The organism is Serratia sp. BNK-23 (assembly GCF_047456145.1).
Taxonomy (GTDB): Bacteria; Pseudomonadota; Gammaproteobacteria; order Enterobacterales; family Enterobacteriaceae; genus Serratia; species Serratia nematodiphila.
In genome coordinates, this window is sequence record NZ_CP179900.1 from 3,895,638 (window position 1) to 3,915,377 (window position 19,740).

The following is a 19,740-nucleotide window of genomic DNA, read 5'->3' on the forward strand; positions in this document are numbered from 1 at the left end:
GATAATTATTCCCAAGCTATTTTACGGTTATTAAACTAAAGGCCACCATGACTAAAACCGACTATCTGATGCGTTTACGTAAATGCACCACGATTGATACTCTCGAACGTGTTATTGAGAAAAATAAGTACGAGCTTTCCGATGATGAACTGGAGCTGTTTTACTCAGCGGCAGATCATCGTCTGGCAGAGCTCACCATGAACAAACTGTATGACAAAATCCCCACCTCCGTTTGGAAATATGTCAGATAATCAGCCCCCAACGCGTTGAGCCGATGCTTTTATCGGCTTCAATGTTCAAGTTGAATACGTACTTTTCCTATTGACAGTAAAACTTCACTTGCGTTCCCTCTTCCGATAATAATATTGCGCGGAAACAATTTTCTTTTTTAATCGAGACAGGTTATCTCATCGCCCGCCTCACTGTGCCCGCTCCCCAGAACCGCTAATTCATTATCCAAAAGAATTGAAGGCGGGAAGAAAAGAAATGCGTGTCGCTCTGCCTGATGACAGAAATGGATAATAGATACGTGGAGGAGAGGTGGCAAAAGCGCGGATTGGCGAAGCCCAAATGGGTGGGGACCCTGCCAGCTACATCCCGGCACACACGTCACCTGCTGCGGCTGCTTCCTTCCGGACCTGACCGAGTTCACAAGTTAGTGTTGCGGGAGAACCAACAGGGCCCCCATTGACGGCTTCTGTACTCCGAAGCGGTGGGCATTATCGGCGATGCCCCACCAAATAGCAAGCCAACCGGGGCCAACCGCTGTTTTCTTGCCCACCTGCATTGTGGCACACTCTTCGCCTGGATTTTGATTCGCGCAGGAACAGCAATATGCAACCAGAAGACGCCTCTTTCAGCCAGCGGGTTTTCCATATCGTGGCCGCCATTCCTTACGGCAAAGTCACCACTTACGGTGAAGTCGCCCGGCTGGCCGGCTCGCCGCGCGCCGCGCGTCAGGTTGGCGGCGTGCTGCGGCGTTTGCCGGAAGGCAGCACGCTGCCCTGGCACCGGGTGATCAACCGCCACGGACAGATCTCGCAGCAGGGGGAGGATTTTCAACGGCAACGGCAGGCACTGCTAGCGGAGGGGATAATTTTCGGCCCGCACAGCACGGTCGATTTCGAACGCTACGGCTGGCGCTGGTAAAACAAAACAGCCTTTGGCCGAAGCGCAAAGGCTGTTGATTTCATCTTGCTGTACCGCAGTAAGTTTACTGCATGGCGGTTGGCGCAGCCTGCATCGGCACGCCCTGCACCGGAACCAGCAGCAGATCGGCGCGGGTGCCGTTGCGGTTAACCACTTCCTGGATGGTGTCGGTAATGAACATCAGGCGCCCGTTGACCGTCACCGCTGCGCTCAGAATGATGCGCGCATTCGGTTGGATGTCGGACGGGTTGTACGGCAGCGTAAAGCTGAATGGCGCCTGCTGTCCTTCAGTACGCACCGCGCGCTGTGCAATCACTTTGGACGGCGCATCTGCCAGCGAAGCGTCAGAGAGGGTGACCGTCAGTACGGCGTCCGGCGGCAGCGCAATGCGCTGACGTATATTAACCGAACCTGTCACCGCCGGGCCCTGAATCTGCGTTTGCGCAGCCGCCGGGTTACCGGCCGTCTGTGTAGGCACATCGGCACTCTTTTGCGCGCATCCTGCCAGCGTGATCGTCAGTGCCGCGGCACCGCCTACGATTTGCCAGAGTTTCATGGATCGGTCTCCTTTTTTATTATCAACATGTTGGTGGCTTTCACCACCTCACCTATTAAACCTAGCACAAAACACTGATAAATCCACTTTACCCCGCCTATTAATCACTTAAACAGCCCAAGGCGTCCATGATTAAGAGCATTCTCATCGGCCCCTTAACGCAAAATGTTGACGCCGCGCCGTGATATTCCGCACACTGCGCAAAATGATTATTAGAAAGGTAACAACTTTATGAGCCAGGCATTGCAAAACCTCCTCGATCTGCTGGATCTGGAGAAAATCGAAGAAGGGTTGTTCCGCGGTCAGAGTGAAGATCTGGGGCTGCGCCAGGTGTTCGGCGGGCAGGTGGTCGGCCAGGCGTTGTACGCCGCCAAACAGACGGTGCCGGACGAACGCAGCGTGCATTCGTTCCACAGTTACTTCCTGCGCCCGGGCGACAGCAGCAAGCCTATCGTTTACGACGTGGAAACCCTGCGCGACGGCAACAGCTTCAGCGCCCGTCGCGTCAGCGCCATCCAGCACGGCAAACCTATCTTCTATATGACCGCCTCCTTCCAGAGCCCGGAAGAAGGTTTCGAGCACCAGAACCAGATGCCGGACGTGCCGCCGCCGGAAGGGCTGCTGTCTGAGTCAGAGATCGCCCAGAAGCTGGCGCATATGCTGCCGGAAAAAGTGCGCGAAAAATTTATCGGCCAGAAGCCGATCGAAATGCGCCCGGTGAAATTCCATAACCCGCTGAAAGGCAGCGTGGAAGAACCGCATCGCTACGTGTGGTTCCGCGCCAACGGCAGCATGCCGGACGATCAGCGCATCCACCAATATCTGCTGGGCTACGCGTCGGACTTTAACTTCCTGCCGACGGCGCTGCAGCCGCACGGCGTCGGCTTCCTCGAGCCGGGCATGCAGGTGGCTACCATTGACCACTCAATGTGGTTCCACCGTCCGTTCCGCATGGATGACTGGCTGCTGTACGCGGTGGAGAGCTCCTCTGCCTCCGGCGCACGGGGCTTTGTACGCGGCCAGATTTATACCCGCGACGGCGTACTGGTCGCCACCACCGTGCAGGAAGGGGTGATTCGCCAACGCGACGCCTGATCCGCAGCATAAAGAAAGGGGCGATGTTTCCATCGCCCCTTTTGGCTTCATCATTATTTTAGTCTTTAGCGCACTGCCCTGCTTTGAGCCTTACTGGTTGTAGGCGCTCTCGCCGTGGCTGTTGACGTCCAGCCCCTCGCGTTCCTGCTCCTCCGGCACTCTCAATCCAACCATGGCGCCCGCGATCTTGAAGGCGATAAAGGCGGCGACGCTCGACCACACCAGCGTGATCAGCACGCTCACCAGTTGGATCCAGACCTGATGGCCCATCGTCACCCCTTCGGCGTAACCGGTGCCGCCCAGTGAAGAGGCGGTGAACACCCCGGTCAACAGGCAGCCGACGATGCCGCACACCCCGTGCACACCGAACACGTCGCAGGTGTCGTCCACTTTCAGCCATTTTTTCAGCGTCACGACGCCCCACAGGCCGGCGACGCCGCCCACCAGACCGATGATCAACGCCCCGCCCACGCCCACGGTGCCCGCCGCCGGCGTCACTGCTACCAGCCCGGCGATCATGCCGGAGCAGGCGCCCAGCAATGAAGGCTTGCCGCGCAGCACCCACTCGGCGAAGGTCCAGGAGAGAATGGCGCCCGCAGTGGCAACCACGGTGTTGAGGAATGCCAGAGCCGCAATGCCGTTGGCCGCGCTGGCGGAACCGGCATTGAAGCCGAACCAGCCGATATACAGGATGGACGCCCCGGTAAACACCATCGGCAGGTTGTGCGGTTTGAAGGCCTCTTTACCGAAGCCGGCGCGCTTGCCAATCAGGTAGGCGCCGATCAACCCGGCGCTGGCGGCGTTGATGTGCACCACGGTGCCGCCGGCGAAGTCCAAGGCGCCGTCGGCGGCCAGGTAACCGCCGCCCCACACCATGTGCGCGATCGGCAGATAAGACAGCGTGAACCAGAGGATCGCGAAGATCAGCACCGCCGAGAAGCGAATGCGTTCGGCGAAGCCACCCACCACCAGCGCCACGGTGATACAGGCGAAGGAGGCCTGGAAGGCGACGTGGATCATTTGGCTGATGCTGCCGGTGACGCTGTCGATGCCGATGCCTTTCAGCATCGCCGTTTCGAACCCGCCGAACACCGCATTGCCCTCGCTGAACGCCAGGCTATAGCCATACAACACCCACAGCACGCAGACCAGCGCGAAGGTGACGGTGACCTGCGTCAGCATCGACAGCACGTTTTTGCCGCGCAGCAAGCCACCGTAAAACAGCGCGATGCCCGGCAGCGTCATGAACAGCACCAACGCGGTGCAGATCATCATAAAGGCGTTGTCGGCCTTATCAGCGACCGCCGGGGCGGCCAGGGCCAAAGAAGGAACCAGGGTTACCGAACTCAGGCCCAACATGGATAACAGTCTTTTCATTATCAATCCATCCCCATCACTTAACTGAGTTCGCGGTTACAGTGCCGATTCGTCGGTTTCGCCGGTGCGAATGCGGATCACACGTTGCAACTCGGCAACGAAAATTTTGCCGTCGCCGATTTTGCCGGTGTAGGCGGCTTTGCTAATCACATCAACCACTTCATCCAACTGATCGTCGGCGATGGCGATATCGATTTTGACCTTGGGCAGGAAATTGACGTTATATTCGGCGCCGCGATACAGCTCGGCGTGCCCCTTCTGGCGGCCAAAGCCCTTCACTTCGGTTACGGTCAACCCCTGAATACCCACGGAGGACAAGGCCTCGCGCACGTCCTCCAGCTTGAACGGTTTGATTACCACGGTCACCAGCTTCATATTGCCCCTCCACGAATTAAGCCCAAACTCACCCCTGGTACGCGTCATATGTAGCAAGGGCTGTGCCAAATTTTATTTTGCATGGCGATTCAGCGGATTAGCGGGCACGCGGGCGCCGCCGCGGCGCGGCGCAGTACCGATACCTTGAATGGGTTAAATAATGCGCACTGATTTGGTGCGTGTCGCGTCGAAAAAGTGCAGAAAGGGGGCGTAGCCTGGCGGAGTTGCCTGCTTGTGGTGCGTTGGGAAAAATAAGGGCCGCGATCGCGGCCCGTGGGATCAGGCGGGTTGGCTCTCCTCGCGCACCGCTTCCGCCAACTGCTCGCCCGCCAGCTGCAGCTGATACATCTGGTAGTAGCGCCCCTGCTGCGCCAGCAGCTGTTGATGGTTGCCCTGCTCCACCGCCTGGCCGCGATGCAACACCAGAATGGAATCGGCATCGACGATCGTCGAGAGGCGGTGAGCGATCACCACCAGCGTGGTGTGCTCGCGGATCGCACGCAGCGCGCGCTGGATAGCCTGCTCGGTGCCCGAGTCGATATTGGCGGTCGCCTCGTCGAGGATCAGGATCTGCGGCGCCTGCACCAAGACCCGCGCCATCGCCAGCAGCTGTTTCTGCCCAACCGACAGGTTATTGCCCTGCTCCCCCAGTCGGGTGTGAATACCCTGCGGGAAGCCACGCACCAGATCCGCCAGCTGCACCGTTTCCAGCGCTCGCCAAACGGCGTCTTCCTCGATATTGCGCCCCAACGTGACGTTGGCCAGCACCGAATCGGCGATCACCACCGGATCCTGCTGCACCATCGCCACGCCCTGGCGCAGCGTGCGGTGCGACAAGCTGGAGATCGGGCGGCCATCGAGACGCACTTCTCCCTCGCTGACCGGGTAATAACCCATCAGCAGGTTGGCCAAGGTGCTCTTGCCGCTGCCGGTGTGCCCGACCAGCGCCACGAAGCCGCGCGACGGCACCGACAGAGAAATATGCTGCAGCACCTTTTTGTCCGCGCGGTAAGCGAAGCTCAGATCGGTGATGTCGATGCGGCCGCCGGCCAACGGACTATCGTCGGTACCGTAACTCTGCTGGCTGCGATCCATCAGTTCGAAAATGCGTTCGCCGGCCACCACCGCCTGCTGCAGGATCGACTGTTGTGACGTCAGCTCGATCAACGGTTCGTTCAAACGCCCCAGGTAGTTGATGAAGGCATAGAGTACGCCGACGCCAATCACGCCTTCACCGCTGAAGCCGAACAACATCAGCAAACCGCACAGCACCAGCGCCGAAAACAGGCTGAGCAGCGGCCGCAGCAGGAAACCGTCGAGCCGCAGCGTCTGCATGCGCGCGAGATAGTGCGACTGGCTGGCGGCGCTCATGCGCTCGCCGAAGCGCACCTGCTGGCGGAATTGCTGGATCACGCCCATGCCGTTGATCACTTCGTTGAAGCCGTCGTTGATGTCCGCCAGATAACTGCGCACCCGGCGCACAATCGGCGTGCTGTAATATTGATAGATGCCCATCACCACGAACACCGCCGGGAAGATGCAGATAGCCACCAGCGCCATGCGCCAGTCGAGGCTGAACATCGCCACCAGCATGGCGCCGATCAGCGCGGCGCTTTTCAGCACCGTGGAGACCACCATCACGTACAGGTCCTTGATCACTTCGGTGTCGTTGGTGACGCGCGAGATCAATTGCCCGACCGGTTGCGTGTCGAAGGCGCTGAGCGGCTGGCGCAGCGCGGCGTCCATCACGTCGGTGCGCAGCCGCTGCACCACGCCTACCGCCGCCTGGTTGAACAGCAGCGCCTGGAAGTAGTGCAGCGCCGCCGCCAGCAGCTCCAGCAGAATGTAGGCCGCCGCCAGCCCGCCGACGATCATCAGCGGCAGTTGCCCTTTGGCGACGTAATTATCGATAAAATAGCTCACCAGGATCGGCCCGGCGACTTCCGCCGCCGCCGCCACCCACAGCATCAGCACCGCCACCCCCAGCGGTTTGCGGTACGGCGAACCGTAGGCCAGCAGGCGCTTCAGCGTCGGCCACAGCTTTTGCACTTTATTCATCGGCCAACGCCTCCTCGCCGTTTTCCGGCGCTTCGTCCAGCGCCGCTTCCAGCTGCTGATAGCGGTACATATCGCGATACCAGCCCGGCTGCGCCGCCAGCGCCGCCGGATCGCCGCGCTGCGCCACGCCGCCGTGCTGCATCACCAGGATTTCGCTGGCCTCGGTTAATGCCGACAGCCGGTGTGCGCTGATGATCACCGTGCGATCTTGCCCCCAGCTACGCAGGTTGTGCAGGATCTGGTGTTCGGTACGGCCATCCACCGCCGATAGCGCATCGTCGAGGATCAGGATCTCCGCATCCAGCAGCAGCGCGCGCGCGATGGAGATGCGCTGTTTCTGCCCGCCCGACAGCATCACGCCGCGTTCGCCCACTTCGGTGTCATAGCCCTGCGGCAGCCGCAGAATGTCCTCATGGACGCTGGCCAGCCGCGCCGCCTGTTCAATCTGCGCCTGCGTCGCCCCCGGCTGGCCCAGCGCGATGTTGTTCGCCACGGTATCGGAGAACAGGAACGGCGTTTGGCTCACCACCGACAGCCGCGAACGCCAGTCGTCGAGTTTGACCTGCGGCAACGGCAGGCCGTGATAGCGGATCTGCCCTTGATCGACGTCGAACTGGCGCTGGATCAGCGACAGCAGCGTCGATTTGCCGGCCCCGGTCGGCCCGCATAGCCCCAGCATTTGCCCTGGTTTCAGCGTCAGCGCCACATCGTGCAGCGCCGGATGCGGGTTTTCCGGGTAGTGGAACGCGCGGATATCCACCTCCAGCACGCCGCGCCCGGCCGGCAACGCCTGCGGGCCATCCTGCACCGCCGGCGCCTCGTCGAGCAGGCTGCGGATGCGGCTGTAGGCCGCGCTGCCGCGCTCGACGATATTGAACATCCAGGCCAGCGCCAGCATTGGCCAGATCATCAGGCCGAGGTACATCACAAAGCTGGTCAGTTGCCCGAGCGTCAGCGAACCGTTCACTACCATCCAGCTGCCGCCGCCGATAGCCAACAGGTTAGAGGCGCCGATGGCGATATAAATGGTCGGATCGAAGCGCGCATCCACCCGCGCCACGTGCATGTTCTTGGCCCCGGTCTGCGCCGCGACGTCGGCGAAACGGTTGGATTGGTGATCTTCCAGCCCGAAGGCCTTGATCATGCGGATGCTGGTCATGCTTTCCTGCGCCTGATCGTTCAGGCTGGAAAACGCCGCCTGCGCCGATTTAAAGCGCTGGTGCAGCTGGTCGCCGTAATATTTGATGGCGATCGCCATCAGCGGCATCGGGATTAACGCCAACACCGTCAGCTGCCAGCTGATTTGGGTGCTCATCACCACCAGCACCACCACCCCCATCACCAGCGAATCCACCAACGTCAGCACGCCTTCACCGGCGGCGAACACCACGCGATCCACATCGTTGGTGGCGCGCGCCATCAGGTCGCCGGTGCGATGGCGCAGGTAGAACGCCGGGTTTTGTCGGCTGAGCTGGCGGTAAAAGTTTTCGCGCAGTTCGACCGCCAGCTGGTAGGAAGCGCCGAACAGCAGCACCCGCCACACATAGCGCAGCAGGTAAACGACTATCGCGGTGCCGATCATCAGCCCGAGCCAGGCCAACAGCACGCCGGTGGACATCTGTTTTTCGGTGACGCCATCCACGATGATGCCGACCAGCTTAGGCGGCAACAGTTGCAGGATGGCGATGACGATCAGCAGCACCACCGCCCCGAGGTAGCGGCGCCACTCCCGGCGGAAGTACCAGCCGATTTGTGCAAATAATCTCACGCAGTTTGATTCCAGGATTTTATGGGATTTGTCTCTTTTTCTGCTTCAGCAGAGCAGGATACCACCGTTGAGCCGCCCGTCCGGTTAACTTTTCACTCCGGCACCGGCAGCGCAGTGGTGTATTTGATTTTTTCCATGGCAAAGCTCGAGGTGACGTCAATAAGGCCCGGTACGCCGTTCACCAGGCGCTTATAAAAGCCGTCGTAGCTTTTCATGTCCGCCACTTCGACCTGCATCAGGTAGTCGTACTCCCCCGCCATCCGGTAGAACGCCAGCACCTCGGGCATCTGGCTGGTCAGCTGCACAAACGCCTGATACCACTCGCTGCTGTGCTGCTGGGTCTTGATCAGCACGAACGCCGTCAGCCCCAGGCCGAGCTTTTCATTATCCAGCAAGGCCACCCGGCCGCGGATATAGCCTTCGTCTTCCAGACGCTTCAGGCGCTTCCAGCATGGCGTAGAGGTCAAATTAACCGCATCGGCCAGCGCCTGCAGCGACTGGGTGCAATCTTGCTGCAGCATGCACAGCAGCTTACGGTCTGTTTTATCTAACATAGCGGCCACCCGGAGAAAAATTTTCTCCCATTAGGCGATTAAACAGGGAAAATGGCAATCCTTTTTTCCCGCCGACAGGCTATGCTACGCCATAAACCAGCCCCCTATTCTGAGGCCATATCATGACAAACTCTTGGGTAAAATATGCTATCGGTGAAATAGAAGCGGATTTTCAGCGCTCCGCCGATACGCACCTGATTCGCCTGAACCTGCCGGCGTTTCCCGGCATCTGCCTGTACCTGAAAGACGAGAGCACCCACCCGACCGGCAGCCTGAAACACCGCCTGGCGCGCTCGCTGTTCCTTTATGGCCTGTGCAACGGCTGGATCACCGAGAACACCACCATCATCGAGGCCTCGTCCGGCAGCACCGCGGTGTCCGAAGCCTACTTCGCCCGTCTGATCGGCCTGCCGTTCATCGCGGTAATGCCGTCCTGCACCGCGCGCCGCAAGGTGGAACAGATCGCCTTTTACGGCGGCCGCTGTCACTTCGTCGATCATGCCGCCCAAATCTACGCTGCCTCCGAACAGCTGGCGAAAGAGCTGAACGGCCACTATATGGATCAGTTCACCTACGCCGAGCGCGCCACCGACTGGCGCGGCAACAACAACATCGCCGACAGCATCTTCCGCCAGATGGCGCGCGAACCTTTCCCGGTGCCGAAACACATCGTGATGAGCGCCGGCACCGGCGGCACCTCTGCCACGCTGGGGCGCTACATCCGCTATCAGGGGCACGACACCCAATTGACGGTGGTCGATCCGGAAAACTCGGTGTTCTATGACTGCTTCCACCACGGCGATCGCACCCTGATCGGCAGCTGCGGCAGCCGTATCGAAGGCATCGGCCGCCCGCGCGCCGAGCCGTCGTTCATCCCGTCGGTGGTCGACAACATGCTGCGCGTGCCGGATGCCGCCAGCGTCGCCACCATTCACTGGCTGGAAGGCGTGCTGGGCCGCAAGGTTGGCGCCTCTACCGGCACCAACGTTTGGGGTGCGCTGCAGTTGGCGAAGCAGATGCGGGAAAACGGCGAGCAAGGGTCGATCGTTACCCTGCTGTGCGACAGCGGCGAGCGTTATCTGGATACTTATTACAACCCGGAATGGGTCAGCAACAACATCGGCGATCTGCAGCCGTATCTCGCGCAGCTGGCGGATTTGTAACGCCAGGCTTCGGGTAAAAAAAAGCCGGGTAGTCATACCCGGCCGGCTGTAAGGAGAACCTCATTCTTCGGGGGAATAGGTGAGGCAAGGTGAACGCAGCCAATGTTGTAAATAGTGAGCCACCGCCTGTTGTTGGCAATGGCCGATAACCGGTAGCTGCGGCAGCAGGGATTTCAGCTGCGGCAGGGCGTTTCCCATCACCACGCCGTGCCCCACCGCTCCCAGCATCTCTTTGTCGTTCATCGCGTCGCCGAACGCCATGCAGTCGGCCATCGTCAGCCCCAGATGACGGCTCAGCCGCTCCAGCGCCGTGCCTTTGTTGCAACCGAGCGGCAGCACCTCCAGACAGTCGTAGGCGGAAAAGCACAGGTCTGCCTCATCGCCCAATTGCGCCCGCAGCTGCACCTGCAACGCCAGCAACTCCTCATGTGGCGCGACAAAGCACACCTTGCTGTTGCCGAACGCCGGCAGACGGCGCACATCGGCCAGTTGAAAACGAAAACCGCTCAGGTGATGCGCCCGCAGCATCTCTTCCGGCACGGGAAACTCGGTCAGCCAACCTTCGTCGCGGAATACATGCATGCTGGCGCGGGTGCGCCAATGATGATGCAGCACCTCTTCGGCCACCGCCGCCGGCAGGTCGGTGGCGTGCAGCTGTTGGCCACGGTTGTCATATACCCGCGTGCCGTTGCCGGTGATCAGGTAACCCTGCAGCCCCAGTTGCGCCATGATCGGTTGCGCATCGAGGTAGTGGCGCCCGGTGGCGAACGTCACCACCATCTCCCGCTCCACCAGCTGGTTCAGCACCGCCAGCGTTTCCGGGCCAACCCGGTGATCCGGCATCAACAGCGTGCCGTCCATATCGAAAGCTGCCAGGCGATACATAAAGACCTCATGAATGTGAACGCGATTACAATCACTGCAGTATGGGATGGTATTTGCGGAAGTAATAGTGAACAATTTGAGAAAACTGTTCCGGATTTCTGCCCATGCGCCTGGTTCACCGTCTCAGCCAATATCAACGCCTGTATCAACAGCTCGGCAGCGCGCCGGTCGCCGTGACCATCGGCGAGCTGGCGGCGATGTTCTACTGCAGCGAGCGGCACGCCCGCACGCTGGTGCAGCAGCTGCAGGATCAGGGCTGGCTGAGCTGGTATTCGCAGCCCGGCCGCGGTAAGCGCGCTCGCCTGCACTGCCTGAAAACCCCGGATGAACTGCGCGCGCAGCTGCTTCAACAGCTGCTGCAACAGGGCAATCATCAGGGGGCGCTGGAGATGGCGCAGCTCGATCCGCAGCACCTGCAGGATCTGCTCAGCCCGCACCTCGGCGGGCAATGGCAGGCCGGCAGCCCAACGCTGCGCATTCCCTATTACCGCACGCTGGAAGCGCTCGACCCGCTCACATTGACCGGCCGCGCCGAACAACATCTGGTGTCGACCCTGCACGCCGGACTGACGCGCCTGATGACCGGTAACCCGGAACCGCAGCCCGATCTGGCGCACCATTGGCAGATTAGCGATCGCGGCCTGCGCTGGCGCTTCTTTCTGCGCAGCCAGCTGCGCTGGCACAACGGCGAACCGTTGACCGGCCACCAACTGCTGCAAACGCTGGAAAAACTGCAGCGCCATCCGCGCAGCCAACCGAGCCTGGCCAACGTCACGCGCATCAGCCTGCCGCATCCGTTGTGCATTCAGTTCGATCTACACCTGCCGGACTACTGGCTGGCCCACCGGCTGGCGGAGCTGCCTTGCCTGATGACTCACCCGGAGCTGCCGGCCATCGGCGCCGGCCCGTTCAAGCTGACACTGAATGAGCCGCAACTGGTGCGGCTGGAACAGCACGCCGGTTATCATCTGCAGCATCCGTATCTGGATACCATCGAATACTGGATCACCCCCGATTTACCTACCGCCGGCACCTACACCAGTTGCCAGCATCCGGTGCGCATCACCATAGGCCAGCAAGACGATTTGGCGCAGGCCCGGCCGGTGCAGCGCAGCATGAGCCTGGGTTGGTGTTATCTGGCGCTGAACCTGCGCCACGGCGTGCTGAACGAAGCCCAGGGGCAAAAGCTGCTGATGCTGATCCAGCAGTCCGGCCTGCTGAGCCATCTGCCGATCCCCAACAGCGTGATCACCCCCAGCCATGAAATGCTGCCCGGCTGGCGCATCCCCCACCAACAGGTCGAAGAGGATGTCGCCCTGCCCGCCCGGCTGACGCTGCTGTATCGGCCGCCGGTCGAGCTGGAAACGGTGACGGCCGCGCTACAGCGTTTGCTCGCGCAGCACGGCTGCGAGCTGGAAGTGCGTTACTATGCCGGCAAGCGCTGGCAAAGCGAGGAACAGATCGCCCAGGCCGATCTGCTGCTGGCGGACAACCTGATCGGCGAAGCGCCGGAGGCGACGCTGGAGAGCTGGCTGCGGCAGGATACGCTGTGGCGCGGCATCCTGACGGAAAGCCGCTGGCAGCAGCAACAGGATACGCTGCGGCAGATCCAGCAGCTGCAGGCGCAGCAACCGCGTTTCGCACGGCTGCAGGCCTATTATCAACGGCTGATGGCCGCCGCCATCATCACGCCGCTGTTCCACTACCAGTATCAGATCAGCGCGCCGCCGCGCATGCATGGCGTCACGCTGACCGCCCACGGCTGGTTCGATTTTTGCCAGGCGTGGCTGCCGCCGCCGGTGGACAACGCACCGGCCTGAGCCGAACCGCCCTGCGCCTGGCGGCCCTTTCTGCTACTATTGTCGCCGCAACGCAATTTTTATCCTGCCGCCCGAATGTGTATCGGGAGAGGCCAAAGCCCAAAAAGGTGATTTTATGAAGCGCGCGGTTGTCGTTTTCAGCGGTGGACAAGACTCCACGACCTGCTTAATCCAGGCATTGCAACAGTATGACGAAGTTCACTGCGTCACGTTCGATTACGGCCAGCGCCATCGCGCCGAGATTGAAGTGGCTCAAGAGCTGTCGGTAGCCCTCGGTGCCAAGGCGCACAAGGTGCTGGACGTAACGCTGCTCAATGAGCTGGCCGTCAGCAGCCTGACGCGCGACAATATTCCGGTTCCCACCTACGATCCCAACCAGAAAAATGCGCTGCCGAGCACCTTCGTACCGGGCCGCAACATCCTGTTCCTGACGCTGGCGGCGATCTACGCCTACCAGGTCGAAGCGGAAGCGGTGATCACCGGCGTGTGTGAAACCGATTTCTCCGGCTACCCGGATTGCCGCGACGAGTTCGTTAAAGCGCTGAACAAGGCGGTGACGCTGGGCATCGCCCGCGATATCCGCTTCGAAACGCCGCTGATGTGGCTGAACAAAGCCGAGACCTGGGCGCTGGCGGATTATTACCACCAGCTGGATCGCGTACGCCAGGATACGCTGACCTGCTACAACGGCATCAAGGGTGACGGCTGCGGCGAGTGCGCCGCCTGCAACCTGCGCGCCAATGGCCTGACGCAGTACCGGGCCAACCAGGCAGAAGTGATGGCGGCGTTGAAACAGAAAGCCGGCCTGGCCTGAGGGCAGTGACGGCGGCAGCCTATGCCGCCCATGAGCTTACTGCGGATTATCCTTCAGCGTGAGCGCCTCCAGGTGCTCGCGCAATTCTCCTTCGATCGGCAGCGCACGCTGCGTTTTCAGATCGACGCACACGAAAGTCAGCAGCGCGTCTGCCACCGGCGTCCCCGCCGGATCCTGCGTCACCTTTTGGCTTAGCACCCCGCTCTTGCCGTTGAGCTGCACCATCTGGCTGTCGATACGCAGCTTATCCCCCAATACCGCCGGGCTGCGGTAATTGATATTGATGTTCACCACGATGAAAGCGATGTTGTTTTCCGTCATCCAGCGGAACCCGGCTTCGTTCTCCAACCACTCCCAACGCGCCTCTTCCAGGAACTCCAGATAGCGGGCGTTGTTAACGTGCTGGTAAACATCAAGGTGATAACCGCGAACTTTGATAAAGGTTTGCATAGGGAACGATCGCTCCTGCCTGGTGATTACAGAAAGAGGGAGCCGCGCTGGCTCCCTCGCCCGTTTGGTCAACGCGCCAAACTGGTAAGACCTGTAAAATGTAGCAGAGGAGTCACGGCCTCAGCGCCATTTTGCCACGCAGCCGCGACCGGGATCACATTTTCAGCCGGGTGCGGTTCTTCTCAAACAGCGCCGGCCCGATGCCCGGTACCTCCTGTAACTGCTCAACCTGGGTGAACGGCCCGTTCTGTTCGCGATAGCGCACGATGCCTTCCGCCTTCTTCAGGCCGACGCCGCTCAAGGCGGCGGCCAGTTGTTCGGCAGTGGCCTGATTGATGCTGACCGCCGCCTCTTCGGTTGCCTTGGTCATCACCGATTGTCCGCCATGGCTCGCCGGTGTTGAGAGCATCGGCGCCTCGTTTTTTTCCACCGCGGCGGCCGGGCCGGCCAGGCATAACAACAGCGCGGTCAGCGCGGCGTTAACGTGACGACGGTAACCGAAAAACGCTTTTTTCTCTGAATATTGCATGCTGTATCCTCCTTGTGTGTGACAGCACGGCTACCTTGCCGCGGCGGCGAATATTCAGCAATCGACGGATGTCAGATATGGAAAAGGCCGCGAAAGCGGCCTTTGTTTGTTGCACTGCGTTGCAGAAAAATGCGGCGATTACTGAGGCTGTTGCTCAGCGGCGCCCATTTTGATCTTGGCTTCTTTACGCAGGCTCGCCAGCAGCGAATCGAAGGAAACGCCGGTCGCGCCCTCTTCCATCTTGCCGACGAAGGTTTTCATTTCGTCTTCCGGCAGCGTGCCTGGCTTCACCGCATCAAGCGCAATCAGCACCACGTTGTCCTGACGATCCTGCGACATGCCGTACACCGGTTTGCCGTCCTGCGGGTGCGGCAGCGCGAACACGCTCTCCACCAGTTGGCTGTCTTCCGGCGCGCGCGCCATCTTCTGCACGGCGCCAAAGCTCAGGCCGGCGGCTTTCATCGCTTCGTCGCCCTTGCCCTGCTTCAGCTCAACCAGCAGCTTCTCGCCCTGCAGCTTCGCTGCCTGCAGCGCCTTGTTGCGTTTCACCAGTTCCGCCACGCGGTCTTTTACCTGGTCGAACGGTTCGATGCCTTCCGGCTTATGGCCGCTCACGCGCACCACGAAAGCGCGGTCGCCGTCTACGGTGATCACGTCGGAGTTGCTGCCCGGCGCGCCGTTCTCGCCGATCAGCGAGCCGTCGAAGATCGCCTGCACCACCGGTTTGAAGTTCAGCGCGGCAGGGATGTTGTCGCGGGTGAACCAGTCGCTTTGCGCCGCTTTCACGCCGGCCGCTTCCTCAGCCGAGGCCAAAGATTCGTTGTCGCTGGTCGCCGCTTCGCTCACCTTCTGCTGCAGCGCGTAATAGGCGTCTACCGCTTTCTCCTGCTGCACCTGCTTGGCGATGGCGTCATGCACTTCGCTCAGCGGTTTCAGTTTCTCAGGTTCGATGTCGTTCAAACGCACGATCAGGTAGCCGACGGAGGATTTCACTACGCCAGACAGCTGCCCTTTCTCGGTCAGGTTAGCCTGCTTCAGTTCGTCGGCGGTGGTTTCCGGCTCCAGCCAACCCAGCTCGCCGCCGGTACGGCGTGAGATGATGTCGGTGGATTTTTCTTTCGCCAGGGTGGCGAAATCGGCGCCCTTCTTCAGCTCATCCAGCGCCGCGTTGGCTTCCGCCTCGGTTTTCAGCTGGATCACGCTGTAGTTTTTACGCTCCGGCTGGCCGTAGCTGCTCTTGTGCTGGTCGTAGTAAGCGTTGATGTCCTCTTCGCTCACTTTCACCTTGTCCTGCATGGACGCGGCGTCCAGCGGGATATAGCTCACCTTCACCTGCTCCGGGGCGATGAAGCTGTTCTTGTTCTGATCGTAATACGCCTTCAGTTCGTCGTCGCCGGCGCTCTGTTTCGCCTGCAGCGCTTTCAAATCGATGGTCGCCAGGCGCACGTCGCGCTCCTGCAGCACCAGCGCCGCCATGGCTTGCGATTCAGACGGCAGCACGAAACCGGACTCGCCGAAGGCCTGGATCACCTGCTGATTGACCAACTGCTGCCGCATCGACTGCGCGAAATTGTCGGCGGTGTAGCCCATGCGGCCAATCAGATCGAGATATTTGGCGTTATCGAACTGGCCGTTGGTCTGGAAGTAAGGCGCCTTGCGGATGGCGTCCTTGATCTGATCGTCGCTGACCGCCAGGCCCAGCTTCTTGGCATACTGGTCGAGCAGCATGTTGTCGATCAACTGGGACAACACCTGACGGCGCATCTGCTGCATGTAGCCTTCGTTGCCGGCCAGCGCAGAGAACTGGTCACCCAGCTGCTGCTGCATGCGGCTGCGCTCACTTTGGAAAGCCTGTTCCAGCTGAGCGCGTTCGATCGTCTGACCATTTACTTTCGCAGCATAATCGCCGGAGCCGCCGATCAGGTAGTTACCCACCCCGGTCAGAACGAATGACAGGATGATCAGGGCCAGGATGATTTTGAGCACGACGTGATTGGCAGCCGCGCGTAAATTGTCCATCATAGTGTGACAACACTCCGCTGTGATGTGGATTAACAACCCTTGCGCAGGCGCGTTCCCTGCGACAAAAATAAAAAAAGCGCATCAGTCCGATGCGCCTTGTATCTTACCTTACCAGCACCGCTGCGTCAGGTGATTGTTTATTACAAAACCCTGTTACGCTAAACGGTTAGACGCTAAATCAGTTTACAGCGTCTTTCAGCGCTTTCCCTGCACGGAAGGCAGGTACTTTGGCTGCCGCGATCTTGATCTCTTTACCGGTTTGCGGGTTGCGGCCGGTACGGGCCGAACGTTCACGCACGGTAAAGGAACCGAAACCTACCAGAGCCACGTCATCCCCTGCTTTCAGGGAGTCGGTAACGGAAGCGATTACTGCGTCTAAAGCACGTCCCGCTGCCGCTTTGGAAATATCAGCACCTGCGGCAATCTTGTCGATCAGTTGTGACTTATTCACTCTATCATCCCCTCTAGAATTCTATCGTCGCACCGAAAAATCCCTACGGTTGCGACAGCGCAGCTGTTATATCAATCCCATCGAACCTTGGCAAGCCACCGACTGGGTGACAAAACGCGGGCCGACAGAGATCTAACTTAGCGGTACAAAAAAATACTGGCAAGTCCGAAATGGCTTGCCAGTATAAGTTTTATCAATGGTTTTTGCGATTCGTCACTATTTTGCCGCTACCGGCAGTGCGCCGAAGGCCGGGTTTTGCAACGCAATGTTCAAAACTTCATCGATTCGCTGCACCGGATGAATCTCCAGATCGGCGATAACATTGTCCGGAATCTCTTCCAGATCGCGCTTGTTCTCGTAAGGGATCAGCACGGTTTTGATGCCGCCGCGATGCGCCGCCAGCAGCTTCTCTTTCAGGCCGCCGATCGGCAACACCTGACCGCGCAGCGTGATCTCGCCGGTCATCGCCACATCGGCGCGTACCGGGTTGCCGGTCAGGCAGGAGACCAGCGCGGTGCACATCGCGATACCGGCGCTCGGGCCGTCTTTCGGCGTCGCCCCTTCCGGCACGTGCACGTGGATGTCGCGTTTCTCGTAGAAATCGGCGTTGATGCCCAATTTCTCCGCGCGCGCGCGCACCACGGTCAGCGCCGCCTGAATCGATTCCTGCATCACTTCACCCAGAGAACCGGTGTAGGTCAGCTTGCCTTTGCCCGGCACGCAGGCGGTTTCGATGGTCAGCAAATCGCCGCCCACTTCCGTCCACGCCAGCCCGGTGACTTCGCCCACGCGGTTTTCGGTATCCGCACGGCCGTAATCGACGCGCTGCACGCCCAGGTAATCCTTCAGGTTGTCGCCGTTGATCTCGATATGCTTGCGCTTCTTGTCCATCAGCAGCGTTTTCACCGCTTTACGGCACAGTTTGGAGATTTCACGCTCCAGGCTGCGCACCCCGGCTTCGCGGGTATAGAAGCGAATAATGCCGATGATGGCGCTGTCGTCGACCGTCAACTCGCCTTTTTTCAGCGCATTGCGCTCGAGCTGCTTCGGCAGCAGGTGCTGTTTGGCGATGTTGAGCTTCTCGTCCTCGGTATAACCCGACAGGCGGATTACTTCCATACGATCCAGCAGCGGCGCAGGAATGTTCATCGAGTTCGAGGTGGCGACGAACATCACGTCGGACAGATCGTAATCCACTTCCAGGTAGTGGTCGTTGAACGCCACGTTCTGTTCCGGATCCAGCACCTCCAGCAGAGCGGAGGCCGGATCGCCGCGCATGTCGGAAGACATCTTGTCGATCTCATCCAGCAAGAACAGCGGGTTCTTCACCCCAACCTTGGCCATCTTCTGGATCAGTTTGCCCGGCATCGAACCGATGTAGGTACGACGGTGACCGCGGATTTCCGCTTCGTCACGCACGCCGCCCAGCGCCATGCGCACGTACTGGCGACCGGTCGCCTTGGCGATCGACTGCCCCAGCGAGGTTTTACCCACGCCCGGCGGCCCCACCAGACACAGGATCGGCCCCTTGATTTTGCTGACGCGGCTCTGCACCGCGAGGTACTCGAGGATGCGATCTTTGACGCGCTCCAGGCCGTAGTGATCGGTATCGAGCACTTCCTGCGCCTTGTTCAGGTCTTTTTTCACCTTGCTGCGCGCATTCCACGGCACCTGCAGCATCCAGTCGATGTAGCCGCGCACCACGGTCGCTTCCGCCGACATCGGCGACATCATCTTCAGCTTTTGCAGTTCCGCTTCGGTTTTTTCGCGCGCCTCTTTCGGCATTTTCGCCGCATCGATCTTGCGCTTCAGCGCTTCGTGCTCGTCCGGCGCGTCGTCCATCTCGCCCAGTTCTTTCTGAATCGCCTTCATCTGCTCATTCAGATAGTACTCGCGCTGGCTCTTCTCCATCTGCTTCTTGACGCGGTTACGGATGCGTTTCTCAACCTGCAGCAGGTCGATCTCCGACTCCATCATCGCCATCAGGTATTCCAGACGCTCGGTGATGTCGGACATCTCGAGCACCGACTGCTTGTCGCTGAGTTTCAGCGGCATGTGGGCGGCGATGGTGTCCGCCAGGCGCGCGGCGTCGTCGATGCTGTTGAGTGACGTCAGCACCTCCGGCGGGATTTTTTTATTCAGTTTGATATAGCCTTCAAACTGATTGATCGCGGTGCGCACCAGCACTTCCTGCTCGCGCTCGTCGATAGCCGGCGACTCAAGGTATTCCGCCTGCGCGGCGAAATGCTCACCGCTGTCGGACAGCGTAGTGATGCGTGCGCGCTGCAGCCCCTCGACCAGCACTTTTACCGTGCCGTCCGGCAGCTTCAGCATCTGCAGGATCGACGCTACGGTGCCGACCGAGAACAAGTCGTTAATGCCAGGTTCATCCGTTGAGGCCTCTTTCTGTGCCACCAGCATGATCTTCTTATCGTGATCCATTGCGGCTTCGAGGCACCGAATCGATTTTTCCCGGCCAACAAATAACGGGATCACCATGTGCGGATAAACCACCACGTCGCGCAATGGCAAAACGGGGATTTCAATGCGTTCGGAACGCTCAGGGTTCATAGAGCTCTCTCTTAGTTTAATTTCCGCCAGGTTGAGGGGGAATCTCATGAGACGCAAGCATCTAACGTTTCATAAAATCTGGTTAATGAGTATATGGGGATGA

18 protein-coding genes and 1 other RNA gene are annotated in these 19,740 nt (G+C 60.0%); 6 read left to right on the forward strand and 13 right to left on the reverse strand.

Annotated features, from left to right (window positions below):
* The first annotated feature begins 47 nt into the window (after positions 1-47).
* Positions 48-251, forward strand: a complete 204-nt coding sequence (locus tag ACMGF9_RS18535; RefSeq protein ID WP_004940313.1) for an HHA domain-containing protein — start codon at positions 48-50, stop codon at positions 249-251.
* 330 nt (positions 252-581) lie between these two features.
* Here the strand turns inward: ACMGF9_RS18535 and ffs are convergent.
* Positions 582-678, reverse strand: an RNA gene (ffs, locus tag ACMGF9_RS18540) — signal recognition particle sRNA small type.
* A gap of 156 nt (positions 679-834) precedes the next feature.
* On the opposite strand from ffs, the gene ACMGF9_RS18545 reads away from it, so the two are divergent.
* The gene (locus ACMGF9_RS18545; RefSeq protein WP_015376856.1) at positions 835-1,149 is read left to right on the forward strand and encodes an MGMT family protein; all 315 of its coding nucleotides are present in this window, start codon (positions 835-837) and stop codon (positions 1,147-1,149) included.
* A 64-nt stretch (positions 1,150-1,213) separates the two neighbouring features.
* Here ACMGF9_RS18545 and ACMGF9_RS18550 read toward each other — a convergent pair whose 3' ends face one another.
* A complete protein-coding gene (locus tag ACMGF9_RS18550; protein WP_015376855.1) occupies positions 1,214-1,705 on the reverse strand; it encodes a YbaY family lipoprotein in 492 nt (163 codons plus the stop codon).
* Between the two features lie 231 nt (positions 1,706-1,936).
* Here ACMGF9_RS18550 and tesB point away from each other — a divergent pair, with 231 nt between their 5' ends.
* Complete coding sequence (gene tesB, locus ACMGF9_RS18555; RefSeq protein WP_015376854.1) at positions 1,937-2,800, forward strand: acyl-CoA thioesterase II; 864 nt, start codon at positions 1,937-1,939, stop codon at positions 2,798-2,800.
* A 90-nt stretch (positions 2,801-2,890) separates the two neighbouring features.
* Here tesB and amtB read toward each other — a convergent pair whose 3' ends face one another.
* The 5 genes from amtB to ACMGF9_RS18580 all read right to left on the reverse strand — a co-directional run bounded on the left by amtB (position 2,891) and on the right by ACMGF9_RS18580 (position 8,932).
* Positions 2,891-4,177 (reverse strand): ammonium transporter AmtB, encoded by a 1,287-nt coding sequence (gene amtB / locus ACMGF9_RS18560; protein ID WP_004940322.1) that lies wholly within the window; start codon positions 4,175-4,177, stop codon positions 2,891-2,893.
* 36 nt (positions 4,178-4,213) lie between these two features.
* Positions 4,214-4,552, reverse strand: a complete 339-nt coding sequence (gene glnK, locus ACMGF9_RS18565; protein WP_004940327.1) for a P-II family nitrogen regulator — start codon at positions 4,550-4,552, stop codon at positions 4,214-4,216.
* Positions 4,553-4,831: 279 nt separating this feature from the next.
* Entirely contained in the window at positions 4,832-6,610 is a 1,779-nt protein-coding gene (smdB, locus tag ACMGF9_RS18570) for a multidrug efflux ABC transporter permease/ATP-binding subunit SmdB (protein WP_004940328.1), read from the reverse strand.
* The gene (gene smdA, locus ACMGF9_RS18575; protein ID WP_015376852.1) at positions 6,603-8,378 is read right to left on the reverse strand and encodes a multidrug efflux ABC transporter permease/ATP-binding subunit SmdA; all 1,776 of its coding nucleotides are present in this window, start codon (positions 8,376-8,378) and stop codon (positions 6,603-6,605) included. Before smdA ends, smdB begins: the two co-directional genes overlap by 8 nt.
* A gap of 92 nt (positions 8,379-8,470) precedes the next feature.
* Positions 8,471-8,932 carry an Lrp/AsnC family transcriptional regulator gene (locus ACMGF9_RS18580; protein WP_004940330.1) on the reverse strand — a complete coding sequence of 154 codons (462 nt, stop codon included), beginning with the start codon at positions 8,930-8,932 and terminating at the stop codon, positions 8,471-8,473.
* 122 nt (positions 8,933-9,054) lie between these two features.
* On the opposite strand from ACMGF9_RS18580, the gene ACMGF9_RS18585 reads away from it, so the two are divergent.
* Complete coding sequence (locus ACMGF9_RS18585; protein WP_015376851.1) at positions 9,055-10,095, forward strand: PLP-dependent cysteine synthase family protein; 1,041 nt, start codon at positions 9,055-9,057, stop codon at positions 10,093-10,095.
* A 60-nt stretch (positions 10,096-10,155) separates the two neighbouring features.
* On the opposite strand, the gene cof is transcribed toward ACMGF9_RS18585, so the two are convergent.
* Positions 10,156-10,980, reverse strand: coding sequence for an HMP-PP phosphatase (gene cof, locus ACMGF9_RS18590; RefSeq protein ID WP_004940341.1), 825 nt, complete (start codon positions 10,978-10,980; stop codon positions 10,156-10,158).
* A 104-nt stretch (positions 10,981-11,084) separates the two neighbouring features.
* Here cof and ACMGF9_RS18595 point away from each other — a divergent pair, with 104 nt between their 5' ends.
* Together ACMGF9_RS18595 and queC are read left to right on the forward strand one after the other, a co-directional pair.
* Entirely contained in the window at positions 11,085-12,800 is a 1,716-nt protein-coding gene (locus ACMGF9_RS18595; protein ID WP_015376849.1) for an SgrR family transcriptional regulator, read from the forward strand.
* A gap of 115 nt (positions 12,801-12,915) precedes the next feature.
* Positions 12,916-13,614, forward strand: coding sequence for a 7-cyano-7-deazaguanine synthase QueC (gene queC, locus ACMGF9_RS18600; protein WP_015376848.1), 699 nt, complete (start codon positions 12,916-12,918; stop codon positions 13,612-13,614).
* A gap of 36 nt (positions 13,615-13,650) precedes the next feature.
* On the opposite strand, the gene ACMGF9_RS18605 is transcribed toward queC, so the two are convergent.
* From ACMGF9_RS18605 to lon, 5 genes are all read right to left on the reverse strand, one after another.
* Complete coding sequence (locus ACMGF9_RS18605) at positions 13,651-14,064, reverse strand: acyl-CoA thioesterase (RefSeq protein ID WP_004940344.1); 414 nt, start codon at positions 14,062-14,064, stop codon at positions 13,651-13,653.
* 154 nt (positions 14,065-14,218) lie between these two features.
* The gene (locus ACMGF9_RS18610) at positions 14,219-14,593 is read right to left on the reverse strand and encodes a ComEA family DNA-binding protein (protein WP_004940345.1); all 375 of its coding nucleotides are present in this window, start codon (positions 14,591-14,593) and stop codon (positions 14,219-14,221) included.
* Positions 14,594-14,731: 138 nt separating this feature from the next.
* Positions 14,732-16,615 carry a peptidylprolyl isomerase gene (gene ppiD / locus ACMGF9_RS18615; RefSeq protein WP_004940347.1) on the reverse strand — a complete coding sequence of 628 codons (1,884 nt, stop codon included), beginning with the start codon at positions 16,613-16,615 and terminating at the stop codon, positions 14,732-14,734.
* A 178-nt stretch (positions 16,616-16,793) separates the two neighbouring features.
* The gene (gene hupB / locus ACMGF9_RS18620; protein WP_004940351.1) at positions 16,794-17,066 is read right to left on the reverse strand and encodes a nucleoid-associated protein HU-beta; all 273 of its coding nucleotides are present in this window, start codon (positions 17,064-17,066) and stop codon (positions 16,794-16,796) included.
* Between the two features lie 216 nt (positions 17,067-17,282).
* The gene (gene lon / locus ACMGF9_RS18625; RefSeq protein WP_004940352.1) at positions 17,283-19,637 is read right to left on the reverse strand and encodes an endopeptidase La; all 2,355 of its coding nucleotides are present in this window, start codon (positions 19,635-19,637) and stop codon (positions 17,283-17,285) included.
* Between the last annotated feature and the right edge of the window lie 103 nt (positions 19,638-19,740).